The 24,597-nt window shown below is 61.7% G+C and carries 26 protein-coding genes and 1 riboswitch; of the genes, 17 read left to right on the forward strand and 9 right to left on the reverse strand.

The window, feature by feature from the left end:
• Positions 1-413 precede the first annotated feature (413 nt).
• Positions 414-2,420: an excinuclease ABC subunit UvrB gene (gene uvrB, locus CYR52_RS13185; protein ID WP_072926147.1), complete on the forward strand. Its 2,007-nt coding sequence runs from the start codon at positions 414-416 to the stop codon at positions 2,418-2,420.
• 63 nt (positions 2,421-2,483) lie between these two features.
• Positions 2,484-2,735, forward strand: coding sequence for a VF530 family protein (locus CYR52_RS13190; protein ID WP_072926145.1), 252 nt, complete (start codon positions 2,484-2,486; stop codon positions 2,733-2,735).
• A 50-nt stretch (positions 2,736-2,785) separates the two neighbouring features.
• Here the strand turns inward: CYR52_RS13190 and yvcK are convergent, their stop codons facing one another.
• Positions 2,786-3,694 carry a uridine diphosphate-N-acetylglucosamine-binding protein YvcK gene (yvcK, locus tag CYR52_RS13195; RefSeq protein ID WP_072926144.1) on the reverse strand — a complete coding sequence of 303 codons (909 nt, stop codon included), beginning with the start codon at positions 3,692-3,694 and terminating at the stop codon, positions 2,786-2,788.
• A gap of 232 nt (positions 3,695-3,926) precedes the next feature.
• Positions 3,927-4,072, forward strand: a riboswitch (molybdenum cofactor riboswitch).
• Between yvcK and moaA the strand changes: the two genes are divergently transcribed.
• The 6 genes from moaA to CYR52_RS13225 all read left to right on the forward strand — a co-directional run bounded on the left by moaA (position 4,063) and on the right by CYR52_RS13225 (position 7,622).
• On the forward strand, positions 4,063-5,049 hold the full coding sequence (moaA, locus tag CYR52_RS13200) for a GTP 3',8-cyclase MoaA (protein ID WP_072926871.1): 987 nt from the start codon (positions 4,063-4,065) through the stop codon (positions 5,047-5,049). (Overlaps the previous riboswitch by 10 nt.)
• Before the next feature lie 24 nt (positions 5,050-5,073).
• On the forward strand, positions 5,074-5,619 hold the full coding sequence (gene moaB, locus CYR52_RS13205; protein ID WP_101828738.1) for a molybdenum cofactor biosynthesis protein B: 546 nt from the start codon (positions 5,074-5,076) through the stop codon (positions 5,617-5,619).
• 9 nt (positions 5,620-5,628) lie between these two features.
• On the forward strand, positions 5,629-6,108 hold the full coding sequence (gene moaC / locus CYR52_RS13210) for a cyclic pyranopterin monophosphate synthase MoaC (protein ID WP_072926140.1): 480 nt from the start codon (positions 5,629-5,631) through the stop codon (positions 6,106-6,108).
• Positions 6,105-6,350 carry a molybdopterin synthase sulfur carrier subunit gene (moaD, locus tag CYR52_RS13215; protein ID WP_072926138.1) on the forward strand — a complete coding sequence of 82 codons (246 nt, stop codon included), beginning with the start codon at positions 6,105-6,107 and terminating at the stop codon, positions 6,348-6,350. Before moaC ends, moaD begins: the two co-directional genes overlap by 4 nt.
• Before the next feature lies 1 nt (position 6,351).
• A complete protein-coding gene (gene moaE / locus CYR52_RS13220; protein WP_101828739.1) occupies positions 6,352-6,807 on the forward strand; it encodes a molybdopterin synthase catalytic subunit MoaE in 456 nt (151 codons plus the stop codon).
• A 104-nt stretch (positions 6,808-6,911) separates the two neighbouring features.
• Positions 6,912-7,622, forward strand: a complete 711-nt coding sequence (locus CYR52_RS13225) for a Bax inhibitor-1/YccA family protein (RefSeq protein ID WP_101828740.1) — start codon at positions 6,912-6,914, stop codon at positions 7,620-7,622.
• Positions 7,623-7,675: 53 nt separating this feature from the next.
• Here the strand turns inward: CYR52_RS13225 and CYR52_RS13230 are convergent, their stop codons facing one another.
• A complete protein-coding gene (locus tag CYR52_RS13230; RefSeq protein WP_072926134.1) occupies positions 7,676-8,869 on the reverse strand; it encodes a multidrug efflux MFS transporter in 1,194 nt (397 codons plus the stop codon).
• Positions 8,870-9,208: 339 nt separating this feature from the next.
• On the opposite strand from CYR52_RS13230, the gene rhlE reads away from it, so the two are divergent.
• Both rhlE and dusC read left to right on the forward strand, forming a co-directional pair.
• Complete coding sequence (gene rhlE / locus CYR52_RS13235) at positions 9,209-10,576, forward strand: ATP-dependent RNA helicase RhlE (RefSeq protein WP_072926132.1); 1,368 nt, start codon at positions 9,209-9,211, stop codon at positions 10,574-10,576.
• Positions 10,577-10,722: 146 nt separating this feature from the next.
• Complete coding sequence (gene dusC, locus CYR52_RS13240; protein WP_101828741.1) at positions 10,723-11,655, forward strand: tRNA dihydrouridine(16) synthase DusC; 933 nt, start codon at positions 10,723-10,725, stop codon at positions 11,653-11,655.
• On the opposite strand, the gene CYR52_RS13245 is transcribed toward dusC, so the two are convergent.
• The 3 genes from CYR52_RS13245 to CYR52_RS13255 form a co-directional block, all read right to left on the reverse strand.
• The gene (locus CYR52_RS13245) at positions 11,627-12,502 is read right to left on the reverse strand and encodes an RHS repeat protein (RefSeq protein ID WP_072926129.1); all 876 of its coding nucleotides are present in this window, start codon (positions 12,500-12,502) and stop codon (positions 11,627-11,629) included. The two genes, dusC and CYR52_RS13245, sit on opposite strands and share 29 nt — an antisense overlap.
• Before the next feature lie 76 nt (positions 12,503-12,578).
• Positions 12,579-13,607 (reverse strand): alcohol dehydrogenase AdhP, encoded by a 1,029-nt coding sequence (adhP, locus tag CYR52_RS13250; protein WP_072926127.1) that lies wholly within the window; start codon positions 13,605-13,607, stop codon positions 12,579-12,581.
• Between the two features lie 214 nt (positions 13,608-13,821).
• A complete protein-coding gene (locus tag CYR52_RS13255) occupies positions 13,822-14,760 on the reverse strand; it encodes a LysR family transcriptional regulator (protein ID WP_101828742.1) in 939 nt (312 codons plus the stop codon).
• Positions 14,761-14,887: 127 nt separating this feature from the next.
• Between CYR52_RS13255 and CYR52_RS13260 the strand changes: the two genes are divergently transcribed.
• Together CYR52_RS13260 and pbpG are read left to right on the forward strand one after the other, a co-directional pair.
• Positions 14,888-15,487 carry an NADPH-dependent F420 reductase gene (locus CYR52_RS13260; protein WP_072926124.1) on the forward strand — a complete coding sequence of 200 codons (600 nt, stop codon included), beginning with the start codon at positions 14,888-14,890 and terminating at the stop codon, positions 15,485-15,487.
• 184 nt (positions 15,488-15,671) lie between these two features.
• Positions 15,672-16,610: a D-alanyl-D-alanine endopeptidase gene (pbpG, locus tag CYR52_RS13265; protein ID WP_072926122.1), complete on the forward strand. Its 939-nt coding sequence runs from the start codon at positions 15,672-15,674 to the stop codon at positions 16,608-16,610.
• 58 nt (positions 16,611-16,668) lie between these two features.
• On the opposite strand, the gene CYR52_RS23160 is transcribed toward pbpG, so the two are convergent.
• Positions 16,669-16,752, reverse strand: coding sequence for a small membrane protein YohP (locus CYR52_RS23160; RefSeq protein ID WP_455423860.1), 84 nt, complete (start codon positions 16,750-16,752; stop codon positions 16,669-16,671).
• A gap of 290 nt (positions 16,753-17,042) precedes the next feature.
• Between CYR52_RS23160 and CYR52_RS13270 the strand changes: the two genes are divergently transcribed.
• The 3 genes from CYR52_RS13270 (at position 17,043) to CYR52_RS13280 (ending at position 18,627) form a co-directional block, all read left to right on the forward strand.
• The gene (locus tag CYR52_RS13270; protein WP_072926121.1) at positions 17,043-17,348 is read left to right on the forward strand and encodes a PTS sugar transporter subunit IIB; all 306 of its coding nucleotides are present in this window, start codon (positions 17,043-17,045) and stop codon (positions 17,346-17,348) included.
• Positions 17,349-17,552: 204 nt separating this feature from the next.
• The gene (locus CYR52_RS13275; RefSeq protein ID WP_072926119.1) at positions 17,553-18,143 is read left to right on the forward strand and encodes a Yip1 family protein; all 591 of its coding nucleotides are present in this window, start codon (positions 17,553-17,555) and stop codon (positions 18,141-18,143) included.
• 202 nt (positions 18,144-18,345) lie between these two features.
• Positions 18,346-18,627, forward strand: coding sequence for a hypothetical protein (locus CYR52_RS13280; protein WP_072926117.1), 282 nt, complete (start codon positions 18,346-18,348; stop codon positions 18,625-18,627).
• A gap of 3 nt (positions 18,628-18,630) precedes the next feature.
• Here CYR52_RS13280 and dld read toward each other — a convergent pair whose 3' ends face one another.
• Positions 18,631-20,337, reverse strand: a complete 1,707-nt coding sequence (gene dld / locus CYR52_RS13285; protein ID WP_101828743.1) for a D-lactate dehydrogenase — start codon at positions 20,335-20,337, stop codon at positions 18,631-18,633.
• Positions 20,338-20,480: 143 nt separating this feature from the next.
• Positions 20,481-21,854, reverse strand: coding sequence for an NAD-dependent succinate-semialdehyde dehydrogenase (locus tag CYR52_RS13290; RefSeq protein WP_101828744.1), 1,374 nt, complete (start codon positions 21,852-21,854; stop codon positions 20,481-20,483).
• Positions 21,855-22,149: 295 nt separating this feature from the next.
• Between CYR52_RS13290 and CYR52_RS13295 the strand changes: the two genes are divergently transcribed.
• Positions 22,150-22,491 (forward strand): DHCW motif cupin fold protein, encoded by a 342-nt coding sequence (locus CYR52_RS13295; protein ID WP_072926869.1) that lies wholly within the window; start codon positions 22,150-22,152, stop codon positions 22,489-22,491.
• Positions 22,492-22,618: 127 nt separating this feature from the next.
• Positions 22,619-23,716 carry a D-alanine--D-alanine ligase gene (gene ddlA / locus CYR52_RS13300; protein ID WP_072926112.1) on the forward strand — a complete coding sequence of 366 codons (1,098 nt, stop codon included), beginning with the start codon at positions 22,619-22,621 and terminating at the stop codon, positions 23,714-23,716.
• Here the strand turns inward: ddlA and CYR52_RS13305 are convergent.
• A complete protein-coding gene (locus CYR52_RS13305; protein ID WP_101828745.1) occupies positions 23,713-24,528 on the reverse strand; it encodes a helix-turn-helix transcriptional regulator in 816 nt (271 codons plus the stop codon). The two genes, ddlA and CYR52_RS13305, sit on opposite strands and share 4 nt — an antisense overlap.
• Positions 24,529-24,597: the final 69 nt, after the last annotated feature.

Below are 24,597 nucleotides of genomic sequence, written 5' to 3' on the forward strand. Positions count from 1 at the left end.
CGCGGCTTGCGCCCAGATTGGCGCGAAAGCCCGCTTTTTACAAAAGTGCTTTTTTATCAGTAAATTAGTAAAAAACAAGTCAGAAAAAAAAGGGGGTGATGATTTTGTTGCGAGGTTGTCTCATTTTTCTCACCAGGTTAATTTGCGACGCGTTCTGGGGATAAAAGTCAACCTGTGATAAAAATATCATTTTTTGGTCATATAATGCCGGGCTGCCCAAAGGCAGAAAGGCGTTGCACAACCAACGTGCCGAAAAAGCGTACTTGAACCTGGAATTATATCCAGTAGAATAGGGCTGGCAAAAATCGCTCCGGCTTCCATACTTAGTAGCCGTGTAACCCCTTTCCGCGTCGCGGGCTGGGTCAGGTTTTCTCGCGGCGGCCAGCCGCGTCTCTCCAACAGGTAGCCTATCAATGAGTAAAGTGTTCAAACTGCGTTCCGATTTCAAGCCGTCCGGGGATCAGCCCGAGGCGATCCGCCGTCTGGAAGAGGGGCTGGAGAACGGGCTGGCGCACCAGACACTGCTGGGGGTGACCGGCTCCGGCAAAACCTTTACCGTGGCCAACGTCATCGCTGACCTCAACCGGCCGACCATGGTGCTGGCACCCAACAAGACGCTGGCGGCCCAGCTGTATGGCGAGATGAAGGAGTTCTTCCCGGAGAACGCCGTGGAGTATTTCGTCTCCTACTACGACTACTACCAGCCGGAAGCCTACGTGCCCAGCTCCGACACCTTCATCGAGAAAGATGCGGCGGTGAACGAGCACATCGAACAGATGCGCCTTTCCGCCACCAAGGCGCTGCTGGAGCGGCGTGATGTGGTGGTGGTGGCCTCCGTCTCCGCCATTTACGGCCTGGGTGACCCGGACGCTTACCTGAAAATGATGCTGCACCTGACGCGCGGCATGTTAATCGACCAGCGCTCGATCCTGCGCCGTCTGGCGGAGCTGCAATACGCCCGCAATGACCAGGCGTTCCAGCGCGGCACCTTCCGCGTGCGCGGCGAGGTGATCGACATCTTCCCGGCGGAGTCAGACGATCTGGCGCTGCGGGTGGAGCTGTTTGATGAGGAAGTGGAGCGGCTGTCGCTGTTTGACCCGCTCACCGGCCACCTGGAGCAGGATGTGCAGCGCTTCACCATCTACCCGAAAACCCACTACGTCACGCCGCGCGAGCGCATCCTTGAGGCGATGGAGGGCATCAAGCTGGAGCTGGCCGACCGCCGCAAATCGCTGCTGGAGAACAACAAGCTGCTCGAGGAGCAGCGCATTACCCAGCGTACCCAGTTTGACCTGGAGATGATGAACGAGCTGGGCTACTGCTCCGGCATCGAGAACTATTCGCGCTACCTCTCCGGCCGTGCGCCGGGCGAGGCCCCGCCGACGCTGTTTGACTATTTGCCGGCGGACGGCCTGCTGGTGATTGACGAATCCCACGTCACCATCCCGCAGATTGGCGGCATGTACCGCGGCGACCGCGCACGCAAAGAGACGCTGGTGGAGTACGGCTTCCGGTTGCCGTCCGCGCTGGACAACCGGCCGATGCGCTTTGAGGAGTTCGAGGCGCTGGCCCCGCAGACCATTTACGTCTCCGCCACGCCGGGCAACTATGAGCTGGAGAAATCGGGCGGCGAGGTGATTGACCAGGTGGTGCGGCCGACCGGCCTGCTTGACCCGCTGATCGAAGTGCGCCCGGTAGGCACCCAGGTGGATGACCTGCTGTCGGAAATCCGCAAACGCGTGGCGATCAACGAGCGGGTGCTGGTCACCACGCTGACCAAGCGTATGGCTGAGGATCTCACCGAATACCTGGAGGAGCACGGCGAGCGGGTGCGTTACCTGCACTCAGACATCGACACCGTGGAGCGCGTCGAGATTATCCGCGACCTGCGGCTGGGCGAGTTTGATGTGCTGGTGGGCATCAACCTGTTACGTGAGGGGCTGGACATGCCGGAGGTGTCGCTGGTGGCGATCCTGGACGCGGACAAAGAGGGCTTCCTGCGCTCTGAGCGCTCGCTGATCCAGACCATCGGCCGTGCTGCGCGTAACCTCAACGGCAAGGCGATCCTCTACGGGGACAAGATCACCAACTCGATGGCGCGCGCCATTGAAGAGACGGAGCGCCGCCGCGCCAAACAGCAGGCGTACAACGAGGAGCACGGCATCACGCCGCAGGGCCTCAACAAACGCATTGCCGACATCCTGCAACTTGGCCAGCCAACCTCGCGCACCAAGCAGAGCAAACGCGCGGCCGAAGCCAAAGCGACTTACGAGGCGCTGTCGCCGAAGGCGCTGGACAACAAAATCCGCGAGCTGGAAGCGAAAATGTATGTCCATGCGCAGAACCTGGAGTTCGAGGAAGCGGCCAGCGTACGTGATGAGATCCATCAGTTGCGCGAGCAGTTCATCGCTGCCTCCTGATGGTTTGCCGGGGCGCACAAACCTGTTAAGGTGTGCGCCCCCGATTTCAGAGGCGACACGGCGATGACGCAAAACAAGGCTTCCCACACCCCGAAAGATCCCCTGCACGGCATCACGCTGGAGCAATTGCTGACGGCGCTGGTGGCGCACTACGGCTGGCCGGGCCTCGCCCAACGCATCAGCATCAACTGCTTCAAAAGCGACCCCAGCATCAAATCCAGCCTGAAATTCCTGCGCCGTACCCCGTGGGCGCGGCAGAAAGTCGAAGAACTCTACATTGACACCCAGCACGGCAATCCCTGGAAGCAGCCCTGAAAAAAAACCGCCTGATGGCGGTTTTTTGTTGTCACTGACGGTGTAACGGATTATTTCATCCGTTGCAGCGCGCTTTCCAGCGCCAGCCGCAGTAATTCGCGGTCGTGGCGATAGGGAATGTCGCTGGCTTCCAGCGGCTGCTGGACGATCAGCCGGTCAGTGATGCCGCCGGTGTCCACCCGCGGCCCGGCAATGATTGCCTGGATCGCTTTGCGGCCGATGCGCTGCTCCATCAGCGCCAGTTTGTCCGGCAGCGAAAGCGACGCCGCCGCCACGCTCAGCTCACGCCCCAGGTTGCCGATGTAAATAATCGGCGCGGCGCTGCGGCGCAGGGCGGTGGCCAGCTCATCCAGCAGCAGCAGCGGCATCAGGCTGGTGAGGAAGCTGCCCGGCCCGATCAGGATGATGTCCGCGTGGGTGATGGCGTCGATCGCCTCCGCGGTGGCGCGCACCGGCGGCGACAGCATCAGCTGTTGCGGCATGTGCTGCAACTGGTCTACGTCCACTTCGCCGTACACAGGGTTGCCTTCGTGGTCGAGCGCCACCAGGTCCACCGGATGCTCTGACATCGGGATCAACTGTGCTTCCACCTTCAGCAGGCTGCGCACCAGGTTGATCGCCTCCAGCGGCCGCACGCTGAGGTTATCCAGCGCTTTCAGCATCAGGTTGCCGAGGTTATGCCCGGCCAGCTCCCCATTGCCGTTGAAGCGGTATTCGAACATCGCCGAGGCGACGCTGGGTTCGGTGATCAGCTGGTTCAGGCAGTTGCGCATATCCCCCCAGGCGATGCCGCCCTCAGAGCGGCGGATGCGGCCGGTGGAGCCGCCGTTGTCGGTGGTGGTGACGATGCCGGTCAGCCGGGAGCCGAGCGAGGAGAGGGCGGACATCACCCGGCCCAGGCCGTGGCCTCCGCCGAGGGCGACCACTCTGTCCAGATCGGCCAATGTTCTGTTGCGCATACTGCTCCTTACCAAGGGAAATCGTGGGCCGTGCAGAAAGGCCCGGCGTGACGGCGGCGATTTTACCTGATTTTTTTACCGGCTGTTACTCACGGATACAAAGCAAGCGGTTGCGCGCCAAAATACGTTATATATCAAGATATATAGCGAAAATGCGGATTGGCGCCGGCGCGGATTTAGCGCTAAGATTTCCCTCTCAACAGGGTCTTCACCGCCCGCCACAGGCGACCGGTGGATGATCAAACTCCTAGCCTTTGCGCCTAAGTCATTACCTTCACACAAATGATATGGCGCCCTGGCCGTGGCGTAAGCCACCAGGGTGCGAGGCAGAAATGCCTGCATCTCCCGTATTTGGAAAGGTGTTACTGGTGCCCCAACTTACCGATGCTTTTGCGCGCAAGTTCTATTACCTGCGCCTGTCAATTACTGACGTGTGCAACTTCCGTTGCACCTATTGCTTACCGGATGGCTATAAATCCACCGGTCATGCCAAAAAAAGTTTTCTCTCGCTGGATGAGATCCGCCGCGTGACCCGTGCCTTTGCTGAACTGGGCACGGAAAAAGTGCGCCTGACCGGCGGGGAGCCGAGCCTGCGCCGTGACTTCTGCGAGATCATCGCCGCCGTGCGCGAGAACCCGCAGATCCGCACGCTGGCGACCACCACCAACGGCTACCGCATGGCGCGTGACGTCGCGGCCTGGCGTGATGCCGGGCTGACGGCGATTAACGTCAGTGTGGACAGCCTCGACGCCCGCCAGTTCCACGCCATTACCGGGCAGGACAAATTCCGCCAGGTGATGGAAGGGATCGACGCCGCCTTTGAGGCCGGGTACGAGAAGGTGAAGGTCAACGCGGTGCTGATGCGCGACGTCAACCATAAGCAGTTGCCGGCCTTCCTTAACTGGATCAAAGACCGCCCGATCCAGCTGCGCTTTATTGAGCTGATGGAAACCGGCGACGGCAGCGACCTGTTCCGCAAACACCACGTCTCCGGCGAGGTGATCCAGCGCCAGCTGATGCAACAGGGCTGGCAGCTACAGCTGCGCGGCCGCAGTGACGGCCCGGCGCTGGTGTTCCGCCACCCCGATTATCAGGGCGAGATTGGCCTGATCATGCCGTACGCGAAAGACTTCTGCGCCAGCTGCAACCGCCTGCGCGTCTCCGCCATCGGCAACCTGCACCTCTGCCTGTTCGGCGAGCAGGGCGTGCCGCTGCGCGATTTGCTGGCAGATGACCGCGACCACGAGGCGCTGCTGGACCGCATCCAGGGCGGGCTGCACCGTAAAAAGCAGACCCACTTCCTGCATGAAGGCAATACCGGCATCACGCAGAACCTTTCATTTATCGGCGGCTGATGCGCTGCCTGTTAAGGAGCTTCCATGAGCAAACCCCGTGGTGATTTCGTCTCTGCCCAGCTGGCGGTGCTGACCGTCTCCGATTCCCGCACCGAGGCGGATGACACCTCCGGCGACTACCTGCGCGAGGCGGCACACGAGGCCGGGCACAAGGTGGTGGTGAGCCGGATCGTCAAAGACAACCTTTACCAGATCCGCGCCATTGTCTCGGCGTGGATTGCTGACCCGGATGTGCAGGCCATCCTGATTAACGGCGGCACCGGCTTCTCGGCGCACAACACCACGCCGGAGGCGCTGCGGCCGCTGTTTGACCGCGAAATCGAAGGCTTTGGCGAGCTGTTCCGCATGGCCTCCTATGAGGAGATCGGCACCTCGACCATCCAGTCGCGCGCCATTGGCGGCATCGCCAACCAGACGGTGATTTTCGCCATGCCCGGCTCCACCCGCGCCTGCCGCACCGCCTGGGAGCGCATCATCGCCGAGCAACTCGATGCCCGCCACGGCCCCTGTAACTTTATCCCGCACCTCAAGCCGCTGCCGCAGCCTGACGCGCCGGATGCCACTGAGTAAGAGAACGTTATGTCCCAACTGACCCACATCAACGCCGCCGGGGAAGCCCACATGGTGGACGTCTCCGCCAAGGCTGATACCGTGCGTGAGGCGCGCGCCGAAGCCTTTGTTGAGATGCTGCCCGCTACGCTTGCGATGATTATCGACGGCAGCCACCACAAAGGTGACGTGTTCGCCACCGCCCGCCTCGCCGGGATCCAGGCCGCCAAAAAAACCTGGGATCTGATCCCGCTCTGCCACCCGCTGCTGCTGACCAAGGTCGAAGTGCAGCTTGAGGCGCAGCCGGAACATCACCGGGTGAGGATTGAGTCACGCTGCCGCCTGAGCGGCAAGACCGGCGTGGAGATGGAGGCGCTGACGGCCGCCTCCGTGGCCGCCTTGACCATCTATGACATGTGCAAGGCGGTACAGAAAGACATGGTGATTGGCCCGGTGCGCCTGCTGGAAAAAAGCGGCGGCAAATCCGGTGATTTCAGGGCGGACGTATGATTGAGATCCTGTTTTTCGCGCAGGTGCGCGAGCTGACCGGCACCGCGTCCCTGACGCTGCCGGCGGAGTTTAACGACGTTGACGCGCTGCGCCGGGCGCTGTGCGCACGCGGCGACCGCTGGGCGCTGGCGCTGGAAGCCGGCAACCTGCTGGCAGCGGTGAACCAGTCGCTGGTGGCGATGGACCACCCGTTACAGGCGGGGGATGAGGTCGCGTTCTTCCCGCCGGTCACCGGGGGCTGAGATGGACAATACCCGCATCCGCGTCGGCGCTGAGCATTTCAGCGTCGGCGATGAGTACCGCTGGCTGGCCGCGTGCGATGACGACGGCGCGGTCGTCACCTTCACCGGCAAAGTGCGCAACCATAACCTCGGCAACGATGTCAGCACCCTGACGCTGGAGCACTACCCCGGCATGACGGAGAAAGCGCTGGCGGAGATCGTCGCTGAGGCGCGCAGCCGCTGGGCGCTGCAACGCATTTCCGTTATCCACCGCATCGGCGCGATGTACCCCGGCGATGAGATCGTGTTTGTCGGCGTGACGGCGGCGCACCGCGGCATGGCGTTTGACGCGGCAGAATTCATCATGGATTACCTGAAAACCCGCGCGCCGTTCTGGAAGCGTGAAGCCACGCCGGAAGGCGACCGCTGGGTCGACGCGCGTGACAGCGACCATCAGGCCGCCCGCCGCTGGGACTGACGGGATCGGTTAACAGGCCGTTGCCCCGGCTGTGGTAGACTATACTTTTGAGGGGGCTGCCGGTTGCAGCCTGATTTTTCTGTCACTTACGCAAAAGGTTTCACATGGACAGATATCCGCGTTCCAATAATTCCGCTATTCAGGGTGTCGGCACCGGCATTCAAACCTACATGGCCCAGGTTTATGGCTGGATGACCTGCGGCCTGCTGCTGACGGCGTTTGTCTCCTGGTATGCCGCCAATACCCCGGCGGTGATGCAGGCGATTTTTTCCAGCCAGATCACCTTTTTTGGGCTGATCATTGCCCAGCTGGCCGTGGTGTTTGTGCTCTCCGGGCTGGTTAACCGCCTGAGCGGCGCGGCGGCCACGGCGCTGTTTATGCTCTATTCGGTGCTGACTGGCCTCACCATGTCGAGCATCTTTGTGCTCTACACCTACTCCTCGATTGCCAGCACCTTTGTGGTCACCGGCGGGATGTTCGGGGCGATGAGCCTGTTTGGTTACACCACCAAGCGTGACCTGAGCGGCATGGGCAGTATGCTGTTTATGGCGCTGATCGGCATCGTGCTGGCCTCCCTGGTCAACATCTGGCTGAAAAGCACCGCGTTGATGTGGGCGGTGACCTACATCGGCGTCATCGTGTTTGTCGGCCTGACCGCCTACGACACCCAGAAACTGAAAAACATCGGTGAACAGCTTGACCCGGCGGATCGCGACGGCTTCCGCAAGTATTCGATTGTCGGCGCGCTGACGCTCTACCTCGACTTCATCAACCTGTTCCTGATGCTGCTGCGCATCTTCGGCAACCGCCGCTAAGCGCACACCAGACAAAAAAACCGGGCCATGCCCGGTTTTTTTCTGCCTGCGGTTCAGCGCCGCTTAGGCACCCGTTTGACGTTCAGCCAGAGCTGCGCGGTATTGATGATGATGATCACGGCGGTGGCGATAAACACCCAGCGGAAACCGGCCAGCGCCGAGATGCCGGAGCCAATCAGCGGCCCGGCAACGTTGCCGAGGTACATAAACGACTGGTTATAGCCGAAGATGCGGCCGGTGACCTGCTCGCTGCTGTGCTTCATCAGCAGCGTCTGCACCGCGGGCAGCAACGCGCCGTCGGCGAAGCCGAGCAGGAAACGCAACACCGCCAACTGCACCGGCGTGGTGACCCAGGACATCATGAAAAACAGCAGCGTGGCGCACAGCAGCGCCGCCAGCAAAATCCGCTCGGTGCCGATGCGGTCACCCAGCCGCCCGAGCCGGGGCGCAGCCAGCAGCGCCGAGACGCCGGGCACTGCGGCGATCACCCCGCTGATAAAGGCGATGTTGTCACTGGCCGGGGTCAGCGCTTTGATAAACAGTGCCAGAATCGGGCCGATCGAGCCGTTCGCCAGCTGGATGGTCAGGGTGGTGCAGAACAGGCTGATGATAAGCGCCGGGTAGGGCAGGGACGCGAACACCGCTTTGCCGCTGAGTTTGTCCGCTTTGCTGACCACCACCACCCGCTCCTTGATCAGGAACAGCGTCACCAGGAAACTGAGGAACAGCATCCCGGCGGTCATGAAAAACACGATGCGCAGCCCGACGTGGTCAGCCATAAAACCGCCCAGCAGCGGGCCTAAAATCACCCCGGAGATCTGGCCGGTCGAGAGCGTGCCGAGCGCCCAGCCGCTTTTGTCTCGCGGCACCTGAGAAGCCACCAGCGCCATCGCATTCGGGATATAGCCGGAGGTCAGCCCCATTAAGGTGCGCAGAATAAACAGTTGCCAGACGTTGGTGGCAAACCCCTGCAACATCATCACAATCGCCATGCCGAGCGAGGCGCGCAGCAGCATCAGCTTGCGCCCTTTGCGGTCAGCCAGGCTGCCCCACATCGGTGCCACAATCGCCGACACCAGAAAGGTGCCGCTGAACACCAGCCCTGACCAGAGGCTCAGCGCCTCGTGGTCATGCACGCCAAGCTGCTCAATATAGAGCGGCAGAAACGGCAGGATCTGGCTCATCGCCAGCCCGGTAAAGAAGCAGCCTAACCAGACTGAAAATAAATTAACCTTCCAGGTTTCCATCGATCCTGAACCGCCTTCTTGCAGGGACACAGAGTTCAAGGGTAGCAGGCGGGTCAACGGCCGACACAGCAGAAAAGCGTAGGATTTTATGTCATTGACGGGAAAGGCCCATGCCAGCCTGTAAAAAAGCCGGGCCGTGACGCGATTTTTTTTACCATAATGTGACCGGCCGCATAATATTTCACGTATCGCAGGGGTTATCTGCTACACTTTGCGCAACTGGCGCACTCGCAGTTTGTGCCGAATCCTCGTGGTGATGCCCCATCTTGCCTCGTCTACTATCTCCCCGGAAACTGCACCAACCTTGTTGGTAACGGGAGATCTGGAGCTTTATTCTTTATGTCATTTGATTCTCTCGGTTTACATGCCGATATTCTGCGTGCGGTAGAAGAACAGGGTTACCGTGAGCCGACGCCTATCCAGCGTCAGGCGATCCCGGTAGTGCTTGAAGGCCGTGACCTGATGGCCAGCGCCCAGACCGGCACCGGCAAAACCGCCGGGTTTACCCTGCCGTTGCTGCACCTGCTGAACAGCACCCCGCACCAGAGCAAAGGCCGCCGTCCGGTCCGCGCCCTGATCCTGACGCCGACCCGTGAACTGGCGGCGCAGATTGGCGAGAACGTCGACGCCTACAGCAAACACCTGCGCCTGCGCTCGCTGGTGGTCTTCGGCGGGGTGAGCATCAACCCGCAGATGATGAAACTGCGCGGCGGCGTCGATGTGCTGATCGCCACCCCCGGCCGCCTGCTCGACCTGGAACACCAGAACGCGGTAGACCTGTCGCAGGTTGAAATCCTGGTGCTGGACGAAGCGGACCGGATGCTCGACATGGGCTTCATCCATGACATCCGCCGTGTGCTGGCCAAACTGCCGGCCAAACGCCAGAACCTGCTGTTCTCCGCGACCTTCTCTGATGAGATCAAAGCGCTGGCGAACAAGCTGCTGCACAACCCGGCGTCGGTGGAAGTGGCCCGCCGCAACACTGCTTCTGAGCAGGTGGCGCAGAGCGTCCACTTCGTGGACAAGAAGCGCAAACGGGAACTGCTGTCGCAGATGATCGGCACCGGTGACTGGCAGCAGGTGCTGGTGTTTAACCGCACCAAGCACGGCGCCAACCACCTGGCGGAACAGCTGAACAAAGACGGCATCACTGCCGCCGCCATCCACGGCAACAAGAGCCAGGGTGCGCGTACCCGTGCACTGGCGGACTTCAAAGACGGCCGCATCCGCGTGCTGGTGGCGACCGACATCGCGGCGCGCGGGCTGGACATCGACCAGTTGCCGCACGTGGTGAACTATGAGCTGCCGAACGTGCCGGAAGATTACGTGCACCGCATCGGCCGTACCGGCCGTGCCGAAGCCACCGGTGAGGCGATCTCGCTGGTCTGCATCGATGAGCACAAACTGCTGCGTGACATCGAGCGCCTGCTGAAGAAAGAGATCCCGCGCATTGCGCTGCCGGGCTATGACCCGGACCCGACCATCAAGGCGGAGCCGATCATCAACGGCCGCCAGGGTGGCGGACGCGGGCAGGGCGGCGGTCGCGGCAACGGCGGCAATGGCGGCGGCCAGCGCAGCGGTGCCCCGCGCACCGGCGAAAGCCGCAACGGCCAGCCGCGCCAGCGCCAGGAGCACAGCGACGGCCAGCGCCGTCCGAGCCGCCCAAGCCAGCCGCGCCGTTCACGCCCGGCCGGCAAAGCGGACTGACCGTTTGCTTGCTGAAAAAGCGCTCACCAGAAAAGCTGCCTGCGGGCAGCTTTTTTTTTGCCTGTGGCCTTTGCGGCCGCGAGACGATTGCCCCGGACAGGGCATCGCCCGTATCATGTCGCACTCTTTTTCTGAGGTATCCGGCAATGCGTGTATTACTCGCCCCGATGGAGGGCGTCCTCGACTCACTGGTGCGGCAACTGCTCAGCGAGGTCAACGATTACGATCTCTGCATCACCGAGTTCCTGCGGGTGGTGGACCAGCTGCTGCCGGCCAAATCCTTCCTGCGCCTCTGCCCGGAGCTGGAGCACAACAGCCGCACGCCTTCCGGCACCCTGGTGCGGGTGCAGCTTTTGGGCCAGCACCCGCAATGGCTGGCGGAGAACGCCGCGCGCGCGGTGGAGCTGGGGTCGTATGGCGTGGATCTCAACTGCGGCTGCCCGTCGAAGCTGGTGAACGGCAGCGGCGGCGGGGCGACGCTGCTGAAAGACCCGGAGCTTATCTACCGCGGTGCCAAAGCGATGCGGGAGGCGGTACCGGCGGCGCTGCCGGTCACGGTGAAAATCCGGCTGGGCTGGGATTCCGGCAGCCGCAGCCTGGAGATTGCCGACGCGGTGCAGCAGGCCGGGGCCACTGAGCTGGCGGTGCATGGCCGCACCAAAGAGGATGGCTACAAAGCAGAGCGCATCAACTGGGCGGCGATTGGCGAGATCCGGCAGCGCCTCACCATCCCGGTGATCGCCAACGGTGAAATCTGGGATTATGAAAGCGCGCAGGCGTGCATGACGGCCACCGGCTGTGACGCGGTGATGCTGGGGCGCGGCGCGCTCAACGTGCCGAACCTCAGCCGGGTAGTGAAGTACAATGAACCGCGCATGGCGTGGCCGGACGTGGTCACCTTGCTGCAAAAATATGTGCGGCTGGAGAAGCAGGGCGACACCGGCCTCTACCATGTGGCGCGCATCAAACAGTGGCTCGGCTACCTGCGCAAAGAGTATGACGAGGCCACGGCGCTGTTTACGGAAATCCGTACCCTGACGTCGTCTGCCGCTATTGCACAGGTAATTGACCGCCAGTAACCGGCGGCTCGTCCCAGTAACGGTACTGGTAAGCCGTGCCGAGGTTGCGCGTCAGGCGCATTGACGGCAGCAACTCCGTTTCAAAGGTGTCACTCAGCGTACAGTTGCCGGCCTCGTCCCAGGACTGGCAGCGTTCCACACGGCTGGTCTGGCTGAACGGCGACGAGGAGAACGTCACCGAGCCGCTTTCGCGCCCCTGCGGGTCATAGCGGTAGGTGCTGCGGTCGCCGTCGGTGGCGGTGGCGCTGAGCAGCCAGCCCTGCGGCGTGTAGCGGTAGCGCGTCTCCTGGTTGCTGAGCGCATCGGTGCCGCGCGTGACGCTGCGCACCACCCGCAACTGGGCATCATAATCGTAGGTACCGGTGGTAAAGCCGCGCCGGTCATTGATGGTGAACAGATCGGTGGAGGCGGTGATGTTGCCGCGCTTGCCGGTGGTGTAGTAGAGGGTGCCGCGCTTGCGGTTGACCAGCGTCTGGTTTGCCTCTTTCAGCACCGAAATCCTGACCTCATAATCGGTTATCCAGCCTGCCTCCACCCGCAGGGTGCGGCTGACCATCTCCAGCCGGAGGTTATTCTCGGTTTTCTGGTATTTGAACACGGCTTCGCTGAGGCGGCCGCAACGGTCGATATTGCCGCTGAGGTGCACCTGCTGGTTGACGTCTTTGCCGAGTGAGCCGGAAACAAACTGCCGGATGTCGCCGCGGGCGCTGCCGCCGAGTAAAATCTGGATATTGCTCTCATTGACCTGGCGGTTCTTCACCGCGCAGGGAAGGGGAGCGGCCGTTGCGCTGCCAATGGCCCCGGCCGCCAGAACGATCCCTGTTAATGCTTTCAGCACTGTGCCCATTGTCTTTCCGTTGTTGAGAGAGGACGTCCTTCTATCGTAGCGGATAGGCCGGGCAGCGTCAGCCGCCTTTCACGCCTTACAGCGCCATATCAATCACGATACGCCCTTCGATCTTCCCGGCGTGCATCCTGGCAAAAATGTCATTGATATTCTCAAGCGGCTCGGTGGCAATGGTGGCCTGCACCTTGCCTTCACCGGCAAAGTTGAGCGCCTCCTGGAGATCGAGCCGCGTGCCGACGATCGAGCCGCGCACCGTGGTGCCGTCCAGCACCATGTCAAAAATCGACAGCTCGAAGTTGCCCGGCGGCAGCCCGTTCAGCGCAATGGTGCCGCCGCGGCGCGTCATGCCGATCGCCTGCTGGAACGCGATCGGCGAAACGGCCGTCACCAGCGCCCCGTGCGCACCGCCGATCTCTTTTTTCAGGAAAGCGGCCGGGTCCTGCTGGCGGGCGTTCACCGTCACGGTGGCACCGAGGCGCGTCGCCAGCGCCAGCTTGCCGTCATCCACGTCCACCGCCGCCACGTTCATGCCCATCGCTTTGGCATACTGCACCGCCAGGTGGCCCAGCCCGCCGATGCCGGAAATCACCACCCATTGGCCGGGCTTGGTTTCGGTCATCTTCAGCCCTTTATACACCGTGACCCCGGCGCAAAGGATCGGCGCAATCTCGTTGAAGCTGACGTTATCCGGCAGGATGCCGACGTAATTGGCATCGGCCAGCGTGTATTCGGCAAAGCTGCCGTTGACCGAGTACCCGGCATTCTGCTGCTTCTCACACAGGGTTTCCCAGCCGCCGAGGCAGTGCTCGCAGTGGCCGCAGGCGGAGTAGAGCCACGGCACGCCGACGCGGTCGCCCTCTTTCAGGTGGGTGACGCCCGCCCCAACGCGGACCACATGGCCGACGCCCTCATGGCCGGGAATAAACGGCGGGTTGGGCTTCACCGGCCAGTCACCCTGCACCGCATGGAGGTCAGTGTGGCAGACGCCGGTGGCGGCGATTTTCACCAGGATCTGGCCGGGGCCGACGTCAGGGACCGGCACATCTTCTATCTGGAGGGGTTGGTTGAATTCGTGTAACACAGCGGCTTTCATTGTCATCGCCATAAAAACTCCTTGGAAGGCATGCAGCCACCGGAACGGGCTGCACTCTGCCTGTTAAGCGTAGGCGATGGGGCGGGCTGCCGGGAAAATGCACCGGGTGCGCACTGTCACACCTGCGTGACAGACGTGCCACACGCCGCGCCGGACGGGGCGCAGCGTCTGGCAGGCCGGGCAGGGAATTCAGATTAACCTGACACAGTACAGGGATTAGGCCGCGTTAACGGGCCTGCGGCAGCCGGGCATTAAAGTGCGTGGCGTAGTCGCGCTCACGGAAAGCCTCTACCAGATAATCGACAAACACCCGGGTTTTGGCGGGCAGCAGGGTGCGGTTGGCGTAATACACCGAGATGGGGCCGAGGTCGGCATACCAGTCCGGCAGCAGCCGCACCAGCGCGCCGGACGCCAGCCAGGGCAGGGCGTCCGGCAGGGTGATCAGCGCCACGCCCAGCCCCTGCAGCGCGGCCTGCCGCATCGCCAGCGGATCGTTGACCACCAGCGATTCCCGCAGCATCGCGGCCTGCTCCTCACCCGCCGCATTGCGCAACACCCAGCGGCGCAAACGGCCGGTATTGGCGGAACGCAGCAGGATGCCGTCAAACGCCGCCAGATCGTCCGGCGTGGCGGGCAGGGAACGCCCGGCCAGCACTGCCGGGGCCGCCACCGCGATACAGTGCGCCGGGGCCAGTGACCGTGCCACCAGCCCCGGCGTCAGGGCGAAACCGCCGCCGATCGCCACATCAATCCCTTCGGCGATCAGGTCTGAGGCGCGGTTTTCAAAATGGCACTCGGGGCGCACCGCCGGATAGCGCGCGATAAATGCCGGCAGCAGCGGAAGCAGGTAGTCGGTGCCGAACACCAGCGACATGCTGATTTTCAGCACGCCGGCCGGTTCGCCCTGTTGCGTGGTCTGGGCTGCAATCGCGGCCTGCAACCCCTCCAGATGGCTGCCAACGGCTTGCCGGAAACGTTCGCCCGCCTCGGTCAGCGTCAGCTTGCGGGTGCTGCGCAGGAACAGCCGCTGCCCCAGGTTGCGCTCCAGCATCGCCACATTGCGGCTGACCGCCGCCGGGGTCAGCCCCAGCCGCCGCGCCGCCGCAGAAAAACTGCCGCCCTCGGCACTGCGCATAAAAGACTCAATGTTGGCCAGCGTTTCCATCCCGTCACCTTCAAGCAATCGTTGAAAATAATAGCCATCACTATGGGCTAATCATCAGGGAATCGGAAGCGTAGTCTTAAGCCATACCGACATCCCACGTAACGTGTTAACCCATAAGGAACAGATCATGACAATCGGCATTATTGGTGCAGGTGCTATCGGCAGTGCAATCGCCCGCGCATTGGCGCGCCACCACATCCCGGCGATGATCGCCAACAGCCGCGGCCCGGAAACGCTGGCCGCGCTGGTGGAAGAGATTGGCCCGACGCTGACGGCCGCTACCCGTGAACAGGCGGCGCAGGCGGACATGGTATTTCTGGCGGTGAACTGGGCGACGCTGCCGCAGGCGCTGGCCGGGCTGCCGGCCTGGCAGAACCGCATCGTGATTGATGCCAACAACGCGGTGGAGGTGCCGTCATTCCGCGCCGTGCCGCTGGGCGGGCGGACATCCAGCGAGGTGGTGAGCGATCACCTGCCGGGCGCGCGGCTGGTTAAAGCCTTTAACCACCTCAGCGCCCCGTTACTGAGTGAGCCGCCGGAGAGCCACGGCGGGCAGCGGGTGCTGTTTTACGCCGGGGATGATGCCGATGCGAAACAGCAGGTGGCGGCACTGATGGCGCAACTGGGGTTCGCGGGGCTGGACCTCGGGGCGCTGGCCGCAGGCGGGGCGCTGTTCCAGTTCCCCGGCGGCCCGCTGGCGGTACACCATCTGGTGAAACAGGGCTGACAGGGCGGGGCCAGGCAACCGGCCCCTTTTCACCTCGGCGCGCTTTCACGGCAGGCTGCCACTTGCACTTTGTCACAAATAGTCCTGCATTATCCAAGTGCTAACGGTATTCACGTCACTTATAATTCGCCGGCAATCTGGCGGGCAGTGTCCGATAATCCTGGCAAGTGACAGAGTATTTCATGTGAAAATCCCTTTTTTGGTTTTAAGCCTGCTCGCGGTCAGCGTGGGCGCAGTGGCAGCACCGGCCTCCACGGCCGGCAGCAATGCGGCAATCGCCGGTAAACTCACGCCGCTGGAGATCGCCTCCGGCAGTGCGATGGTGGTGGATATGCAGTCCCATCAGGTGATCTACTCCCGCAACCCGGATGAGGTCGTCCCGATTGCGTCCATCACCAAACTGATGACCGCGATGGTCACGCTGGACGCCCACCTGCCGCTGGATGAGGTGATCGCGGTGGACATCCACAATACGCCGGAGATGCGCGGCGTGTTCTCACGGGTGAAAATCGGCAGTGAAACCAGCCGCCGGCTGATGTTGCAGATGGCGCTGATGTCGTCGGAAAACCGGGCCGCCGCGACGCTGGCGCACCACTATCCGGGCGGCTATGACGCGTTTATCCGCGCGATGAACGCCAAGGCGCGCGCGCTGGGCATGACCCACACCCACTATGTGGAGCCGACCGGGCTGTCGGTGAAAAACGTCTCCACCGCCCGTGACCTGACCAAACTGTTGCAGGCGACCCGGCTCTACCCGCTGATAAGCCAGCTCAGCACGCAGGAACAGGCGCAGGTCAGCTTTACCCACCCGCGTTACAGCCTGCCGTTCCGCAACACCAACCACCTGCTGAGCAACGGCAGCTGGAACATCCAGCTGACCAAAACCGGCTTTACCAATCAGGCCGGGCATTGCCTGGCGATGCGCACCACCATTAACCACCGGCCGGTGACGTTAGTGGTGCTGGATGCGTTCGGGAAGTATACCCACTTTGCGGATGCCAACCGGCTGCGCAGCTGGATGGAAACCGGGCGCGCCGCGCCGGTGCCGCAGGTGGCGAAAAATTACAGAAGGGAAAAAGATCAACGGCTTGACCACCCAACGGTGGCACAGGCGATCGAGTAACCGCCCGGAAGGGGTACCCTGTCCGGCCAGGCAGCCGGACAGGGCAACGCGGGGCCGGTCAGAACAACATCTTAAAGACGCCGGTCAGGGTCAGCAGGCCAACAATAAAGATAATCGCAATAATCCATAAAATAATTTTCATAGGTTTCTCCTGACTTCATATGCACCTTACAACGCCGTGACGTTGTTTTCCCAAAACGGCCGCGCGCTCTCCCTCGCATCCCGTCCCGCCCGGTAAACCGGTGCGGTATCAGTAAGTATAGACACTTTCCCCTTTTCTGCCGGAAAACGCCTGCATACCCGACTGAAAAGCATGACGTTTATCGCAACCCGAAGTTTTAGTCCGCCTGTGGGCGGCCGGTGTCTTGTATTCACTCCCGCCTGGGTTATGGTTGGGTAACGAATCTGAATGGACACACCAAGGAGTGACTGATGAAAAAGATCGTGCTGTGTTGTGCCGCCGGAATGTCGACCAGTATGCTGGTCCAGCGGATGCGTCAGGAAGCGGAGAAGCGTCAGATTGAGGTGGATATTGAGGCGGTGCCGGTGTCGGATTTCGAGCTGGTGGTCAAAGACGCGGATGTCATCCTGCTCGGGCCGCAGGTGAAGTTCCAGCTGAAACGGTTGCAGGAAGCGGCCGCGCCGCTGGGCAAACCGGTGGATGTGATTGATATGATGGATTACGGCACCATGCGCGGTGACAAGGTGCTGGACAAAGCGCTTTCGTTGATTGCATAAAGCCTGCCGCGCAGCCCGCTGCGCGGTCTTTCCTCCTTTCCCCTGCCTTTCTGTTGCGCTGCCCGCCTTTCTGCATAAGAGGACCTGTATAAAATCTGACCGGCACTATACTTGAGCTGAAGAGGGTCGTGCACACTCAGGTCAGCCTGGGCGCGCCTCAGCCGGTTCGTCTGTTGCGGCCACAGGCGGACACTGGAGGTAGCTATGATCAATCACGTCTGGGGGCTGTTCGCCCATCCCGAACCGGAAATGCAACAGATTAAGCGTGAGCATGAGTCGGTTCCCCATCTCTATATGCACCATGTCATGTTGATGGCCGCCATCCCGGTGGTCTGTTCGTTTATTGGTACGACGCAGATTGGCTGGAGCTTCGGCGGCGACGAATACCTGCGGGTACAGCCCGCAACGGCGCTGGGCATCGCGGTGGCGTTCTACCTGCTGATGCTGGGTGCGGTGGCGGTGATGGGGCGGGTGATCCACCTGCTGGCCAGCCGCTACCCCGGACGCCCGTCGCGCAATGACTGCATTGTGTTTGCCGGCTACGTGGCCACGCCGATGTTTTTAAGCGGGGTGGTGGCGCTCTACCCGATGGTCTGGCTCTGCTTGTTTGTCGGCGCGCTGGCACTGGCCTACAGCGGCTATCTGCTGGCGGTCGGGATGCCCGCCTTCCTCGGCATTAACCGGCAGGAGGGGATGCTGGTGTTCGGCTCCACGCTCGGCATCGGTGTGCTGGTGCTGGAATTGCTGCTGGCGCTGGCGGTAATGATGTGGGGGTACGGCGCGCATTTCTTCTGACATTTCCGGCTTAGTTGGCAGCGGCATCCGGCCACAAAAACCCCGCTGCGCCCTGAGGTAACTTCAGGCGCAGCGGGGTTTTTTTCTTTTTTTTCCTGTCTGTTCCACATTGAACGCACGCTTTAGCGCGCACCCCGCCGCCGCATTTGTTACAGTGACTTTCCCGAGAGAAAAAGAGGAACGGGCCGAAGCCCGTCAGAGTATGCAGCTGAAAGTGTTATTTACCGTGGTGTCGTGGATGGTCACCCTGATTGGTGTGTTACTGGCAGCGGATGCCGTCTGGTTTGCCCCACACGGGGCCTTTGAGCATTTTAACGGCTATGTGGCGTTGGGCATCCTGGCCGTCACCAATTTCACCACGCTGCTGCTGCACCTGGCGATGCTGACGATGGCCCCGGCGCGGCGCGGGTTCAAACTGCTGGTGGGCGTGCAGTGCGCCGGCCTGGTGCTGACGGCCGGGGTGGCCGGGGCGTTTTTCCTCTGACCTTCACGCCCGCCAGTATTTCTGCTTCGGCGTCTTGCCGATGCCGGGGTTAAAGCTGTTGGTCGGGTCAATCTCCCGGTAAAACGCCTTCAGCGCCGGCTTGGCCGGGTAGAGGTGGCCGACATTGTGTTCCGCCGGGTATTCCGCCCCTTTGGCATTCAGCCCGGCCAGCATCTGCGCTTTAAGGGCGTGCGTATCCACGCCTTTTTTCACGATGTAATCCTGGTGGAACACATGGCACATAAAGTGGCCGTAATAGAGTTTCGCCACCAGTTGTTGCTCAATCTCCGGCGGCAGGGTTTCAAACCAGTCCGTCTCGTTGCGGCGCAGGGCAATATCCAGCGCCAGAATATCCTCGACCTCCTCCTGGTGCACCGCATGGTAACGCACCGCCGCCCCGGCGGCGGCGAAACGGTGCAGGAACGCCTTGCGCCCTTCCTCTTCGGTGCAGGCAAAAAAATCGCCTTCCGCCTGCTGGAAGAAGTGGGTCAAAAACGCCTGCGCTTCGGCCACGCCGTCACCGGACATCTTCAGCAGCAGGTGGTGCGCATAACGGTCGCGGTAATCGGTGAGGCGGGCCGGCAGGTGGCCCGGCAGCAAACGGCTCATGCACTGCATTACCCGGTCACTCATATTGCGCGGCAGCAGCGGCACCTTGTTCAGCCGCGCATCCAGCTTGCCTTTGGTCAGGAACAGGTCAGGGATACGGTCGGTGCCGAGCCGGTCAATCATCAGGAAGGTGTCTTTGCCGTAGATCTCGGCGATGTTGAAACAGTCGCGGTGCAGATACTCCCCGGCCACCGGCAGCGCCGTAAAGTGGCGCAGGATATGGCGGCGGATCGCCGTCAGCACGCCGGTGTCATTGGTGCCGATGTAGAACACCTGCTGCTGCGGCTCCTGCGGGAAGGTGTCGAGACGTACCGCGAACACCGCCAGCTTACCGGCGCAACCGCTGGCCTCATGCAGGCGGCGTGGGTCGGCGTTGAAGCGTGACGGGGTGTCGGCGTCCACGTCCCGCACCCGGTCAACGTACTCGTGGTCAGAGGCGGCGCGCGGCGTCTGTTCAATCTCATACGGGCTGTAACTGCCTTTTTCCAGCCGCGTCAGAATCTCTTCCGGCATCTCGCCGAGATCGATGCCGAGATGGTTCACCAGCTGCAACTGGCCGTCGGCATCCACCTGCGCATAGAGCGCCAGTTCGGTGTAGGCCGGGCCGCGTTTAATCAGCGACCCGCCGGAATTGTTGCAGATGCCGCCCATCACCGACGCCCCGATGCAGGAGGAGCCGATCACCGAATGCGGCTCGCGGCCATGCGGTTTCAGGATTTTTTCCAGCTGGTGCAGGGTACTGCCGGGGAACGCAATCACCTGCTCGGCGTTGTTGATCAGTTGCAGCTTGTCGAGCTTGCGGGTGCTGATGATCACCACCTCGCGGTCATAATCGTGGCCGCTGGGCGTTGATCCTTCCGTCAGGCCGGTGTTGGCTGCCTGCATAATCACAATCTTGTTGGCGGCCACGCAGGCCTGAAGCACGCGCCACTGCTGCAACAGCGTCTGCGGCAACACCACCGCCAGGGCATGGCCGCCGCCGGAGCGGTAGCCGTGGCGGTAACGTTCGGTGCTGCGCGCATCGGTCAGCAGGTTGTGGCTGCCGACAATCTCCTGAAGGCGCGTCAGGAACACGCGGTTGACGCTGGCGGGCTGGGTCATACTCTCTCCCTGTGCTTATGAATTATTCACTTGATGAATAAACCTAATCCTAACCTGGGGTGTGGTCAATAAAACGGCGGCGGGAATCATGCGGTAAATACCGGCCGCCAGGGCGGCGGCCGGCAGGGCAGGGGGCTGGCGCGTTATTTCGCGACCACCACCAGCTTCTGGTTCACAAACTCTTTGATGCCGAGGTCAGACAGCTCACGGCCATAACCGGAACGCTTGACGCCGCCGAACGGCAGCTCCGGCGCGGTATCGGTCAGGGAGTTGATATAGACCATGCCGGTTTCAATGCGTGACGCCAGCTTTTTGCCGCGCGCGATGTCCTGCGTGAACAGTGCGCCGCCGAGGCCGTAGTTGGAGTCGTTGGCCAGTTTCACCAGCTCGTCGTCATCTTTTACCACGTACACCTGCGCCACCGGGCCGAAGAACTCCTGGAAGTAGGCCGGGTTATCCCGTTTGACGTTGGTCAGGATGGTCGGCAGGTAGAAGTTGCCGGGGTTGTTTTCCAGTTTCTTGCCGCCCAGGTGCAGCGTTGCGCCGGCTTTCACCGCGTCATCCACCTGTTTTTCCAGGTCTTTCAGCGCCTGCGCGGAAGAGAGCGGGCCGAGGGTGGTTTCCGGGTCAAGCGGGTCGCCCAGTTTTGCCGCTTTCATCTGCTCGGTGAAGCCTTGCAGGAAGCGGTCAGCCACTTTCTCATGCACAATAAAACGTTTGGCCCCGGTACAGACCTGCCCGCAGTTATTCAGGCGCGCATAGGTGGCGGCTTTGATCGCTTTGTCGAGGTCGCAGTCATCCAGCACCGCAAAGATGTCGTTGCCGCCCAGCTCCAGCGTGGATTTCTTCAGCTTACCGGCGGCGCGCGCCGCCACGATGCTGCCCGCTTTTTCCGAGCCGGTCAGCGCCACGCCCTGCACCCGGTCATCATCAATCAGGTTGCCGACCTGGTCGGTGGAGATAAACAGGTTGGTGTACGCCCCTTCCGGCGCGCCCGCTTCGTGAACTAATTGTTCGAACACTTCCGCACAGTGCGGCACGATGCTGGCATGTTTCATCAGGATGCTGTTCCCGGCGGCCAGGTTGGGCGCCAGCACGCGCATCAGCTGGTAGTAAGGGAAGTTCCACGGCTCCACGGCCACCAGCACGCCAATCGGGGCGTTTTCAACCCAGGCTTCGCCCAGGTCGGTCGGGTAGCGCGTCGGTTTCAGGAATTCTTCGGCGTGCTCAGCATAGTATTTGGCAATGGCGGCACAGAGCTTCACTTCGCCCCGGCTCTGCTCAATCAGCTTGCCCATCTCTTCACTGGCGATCTTCGCCAGCTCGTCCACCCGCGCAGAGATAAGCTCTGACAGCTTATGCAGCACCTGCAGGCGCGGCTGGATGTCGCCCTGCGCCCAGTCCGATTTATAGAGTTCATGGGCAGTGGCCAGCGCCTGCTGCACCTGGCTGTCGTCGTGGGTCGGGTACTCTTTGATGAGTTTATTATTGAAAGGATTAACGGTTTGATAAGGCATATCGTGCTCCTTGGTGACGGCGAATTGTCGTGTTAAACCAATAACACGCCGTGAAAAGGGGCCGCCGGTGACAGCGGCAAACGTCTTTAAGCATAGTTGAAAAAATCGCGTTTCTGCCGTACAGACATGTTTTGCAACAGAGCAGCAGGTTATCCGGCGCAGCAGGGCCGTGACCGCCTGACCTGCCGCGTTTTTTTTTTTGCCTGATTTACTTAACTTTTCACTTTTCGCCGCTGTTCAAGGCCACCGCCGGTTCCGTATGCTGGAACGCCTGACACTGGCACAAGGCACCCGCATGAAACTCTCTGCCATTCCTTTCGGCATTACTGACTGGTCAACTCTTGAGGCCACCGAACACCCCGGCGAACAGGGCATGGCCTGGTGGCGCACCCGGCATTTCGGCGACGAGGCGAACCCCGTCCGCGTGCGGATGGTGGAGTACTCCCCCGGTTACCTGGCCGACCACTGGTGTAAAAAAGGCCATATCCTGCTCTGCCTGGCCGGGAAACTCGAGAGCCGCCTCGACGACGGCCGCACCTTTGTGCTGACGCCCGGCGTCAGTTATCAGGTGGCGGACGACCATGAGGCGCACCAGTCCTTTACTGCCGAAGGCGCGACCCTGTTTATTGTCGATTGATCGTGATTGTCGACTGACGGTTATTATCAGCTGGCGGCAGTTTTACGCACGCCGCGTCTTTACAGCCGCCCCCCGGCCGCGCCATTATTTCGCGTCAATTCTTCCCTGACCTCATTAAGGAACCGGCGTGGCGAAAATTCGGGTAGGCGTTATTTTTGGCGGCAAATCAGCAGAGCATGAAGTGTCGCTGCAATCGGCAAAAAACATCGTGGACGCGATGGACAAAGAGCGGTTTGAGGTCACGCTGCTCGGCATCGACAAACAGGGGCAGTGGCACGTCAGCGACGCCGCCCATTACCTGCAACACGCCGACGACCCGGCGCGCATCGCCCTTAACCCGTCGCAGCGCAATGTGGCGTTGATCCCCGGCCAACAGCAGCATCAGCTGATCGAGAGCCGGGATGCCAGTGCGCTGGCGCAGCTCGATGTGATCTTCCCGATTGTGCACGGCACGCTGGGCGAAGATGGTTCGCTGCAAGGGCTGTTGCGGATGGCGAACATCCCGTTTGTCGGCGCCGGGGTGCTGGGTTCGGCGCTGAGCATGGACAAAGACGTCACCAAACGGCTGCTGCGTGACGCCGGGCTGGCGGTGGCACCCTTTGTCACGCTGACGCGGCGCAATGCCGCGCAGCACGATTTTGCCCGCGTCAGTGAGAAACTGGGGCTGCCGCTGTTTATCAAACCCGCCAACCAGGGCTCGTCGGTGGGCGTCAGCAAGGTACGCAGCGCGCAGGAGTATGACACGGCGCTGGCGCTGGCCTTCCGCTATGACCATAAAGTGCTGGTGGAGTCCGCCATCGCCGGCCGGGAGATTGAGTGCGCGGTGCTGGGCAACGACCACCCGCAGGCCAGCGTGTGCGGCGAAGTGATTTTGCAGGATGAGTTCTACGCCTATGACACCAAATACATCAATGCCCAGGGGGCGACGGTGGCGATCCCGGCCGATCTGCCGCCGGACGTCAACGATCGTATCCGCGCCATCGCGGTGCGGGCGTTTCAGGTGCTGGAGTGCAGCGGCATGGCGCGGGTGGATGTGTTCCTGACCAACGACGGTGAGGTGATTATCAACGAGATCAACACGCTGCCCGGCTTCACCAACATCAGCATGTACCCGAAACTCTGGGAAGCCAGCGGCCTGGCCTACCGTGACCTCATCACCCAACTGATTGAGCTGGCGCTGGAACGCCACCAGGCAGACAACCGGCTGCAAAGCTCGGTACGCTAATCGGAGTTGATGTGCTCTTTGCAGTAGAGCCGCCGGTAGGCCAGCGGCGACATCCCTTTCAGTTTGCGGAATACCCGCCGGAAATAGCCGGGGTCATCAAACCCGGCGCGGCGGGCCACGGTGGCGATCTGGTGCTGCTCCTCCCGTAATAACGCCTCCGCACAACGGATGCGCTGCTGGTGGATCGCCTCCGTCAACGTCTGGTGAAAGGTGGCGCGGAACACCCGGCCGAGGTAGTCCGGGTTGCAGTGCAACTGCTGCGCCAGGGCAGAGGCCGCCAGCGGCCGGTGGAACTGGGTTTTGATGATCTGCCGCGCCTGCCAGGCCAGCGCGGCGCTGCCTGCGGTGGCCTCCGGCGGGCTGGCGGCTGCGGCGGCGACCTGCTGTAACAGCAATAATAAAATCAGCGGCAGGGCCGCGGTATTTTCCCGCGCCTGTTCGCTGAGAAATAACCGGAACAGGGCTGCCACCTCGTCACGTTGCTGAATTTTTACCTGCTGCGGCACCGGGAATAATTGGCTGTTTACCGGTGGCGTTTCTGTTGGAAATACCTCAAAGTGCAGCCAGTAAAATATCAGGTCGGGCGGGAAGGGGCCTATTCCGCTGTGCTGACGCCCCGGCCATAATAAAAGGCTGCTCCCTGCCGGAATATAAAACGCCTGCGTCTCTTCCCGCAATGCCAATTGCCCGCGCTCAACATAGATTAATTCAAAGGAATCAAGCCTGCGGGTGGGATGTGTCCCGATACCGCGCGAGATAAAGCGCCCGGCATTCTGCACCCGCACCGGCAGGGTAAACATCAGGTTCAGCATTTTTATCAGCCTATTCAAGAAGATTACTGCTCAGTCTGGCAGCCGGTGAGCGCGCCTGCCGGAGAAAGA

Source organism: Chimaeribacter arupi, assembly GCF_002858805.1.
GTDB lineage: Bacteria > Pseudomonadota > Gammaproteobacteria > Enterobacterales > Enterobacteriaceae > Chimaeribacter > Chimaeribacter arupi.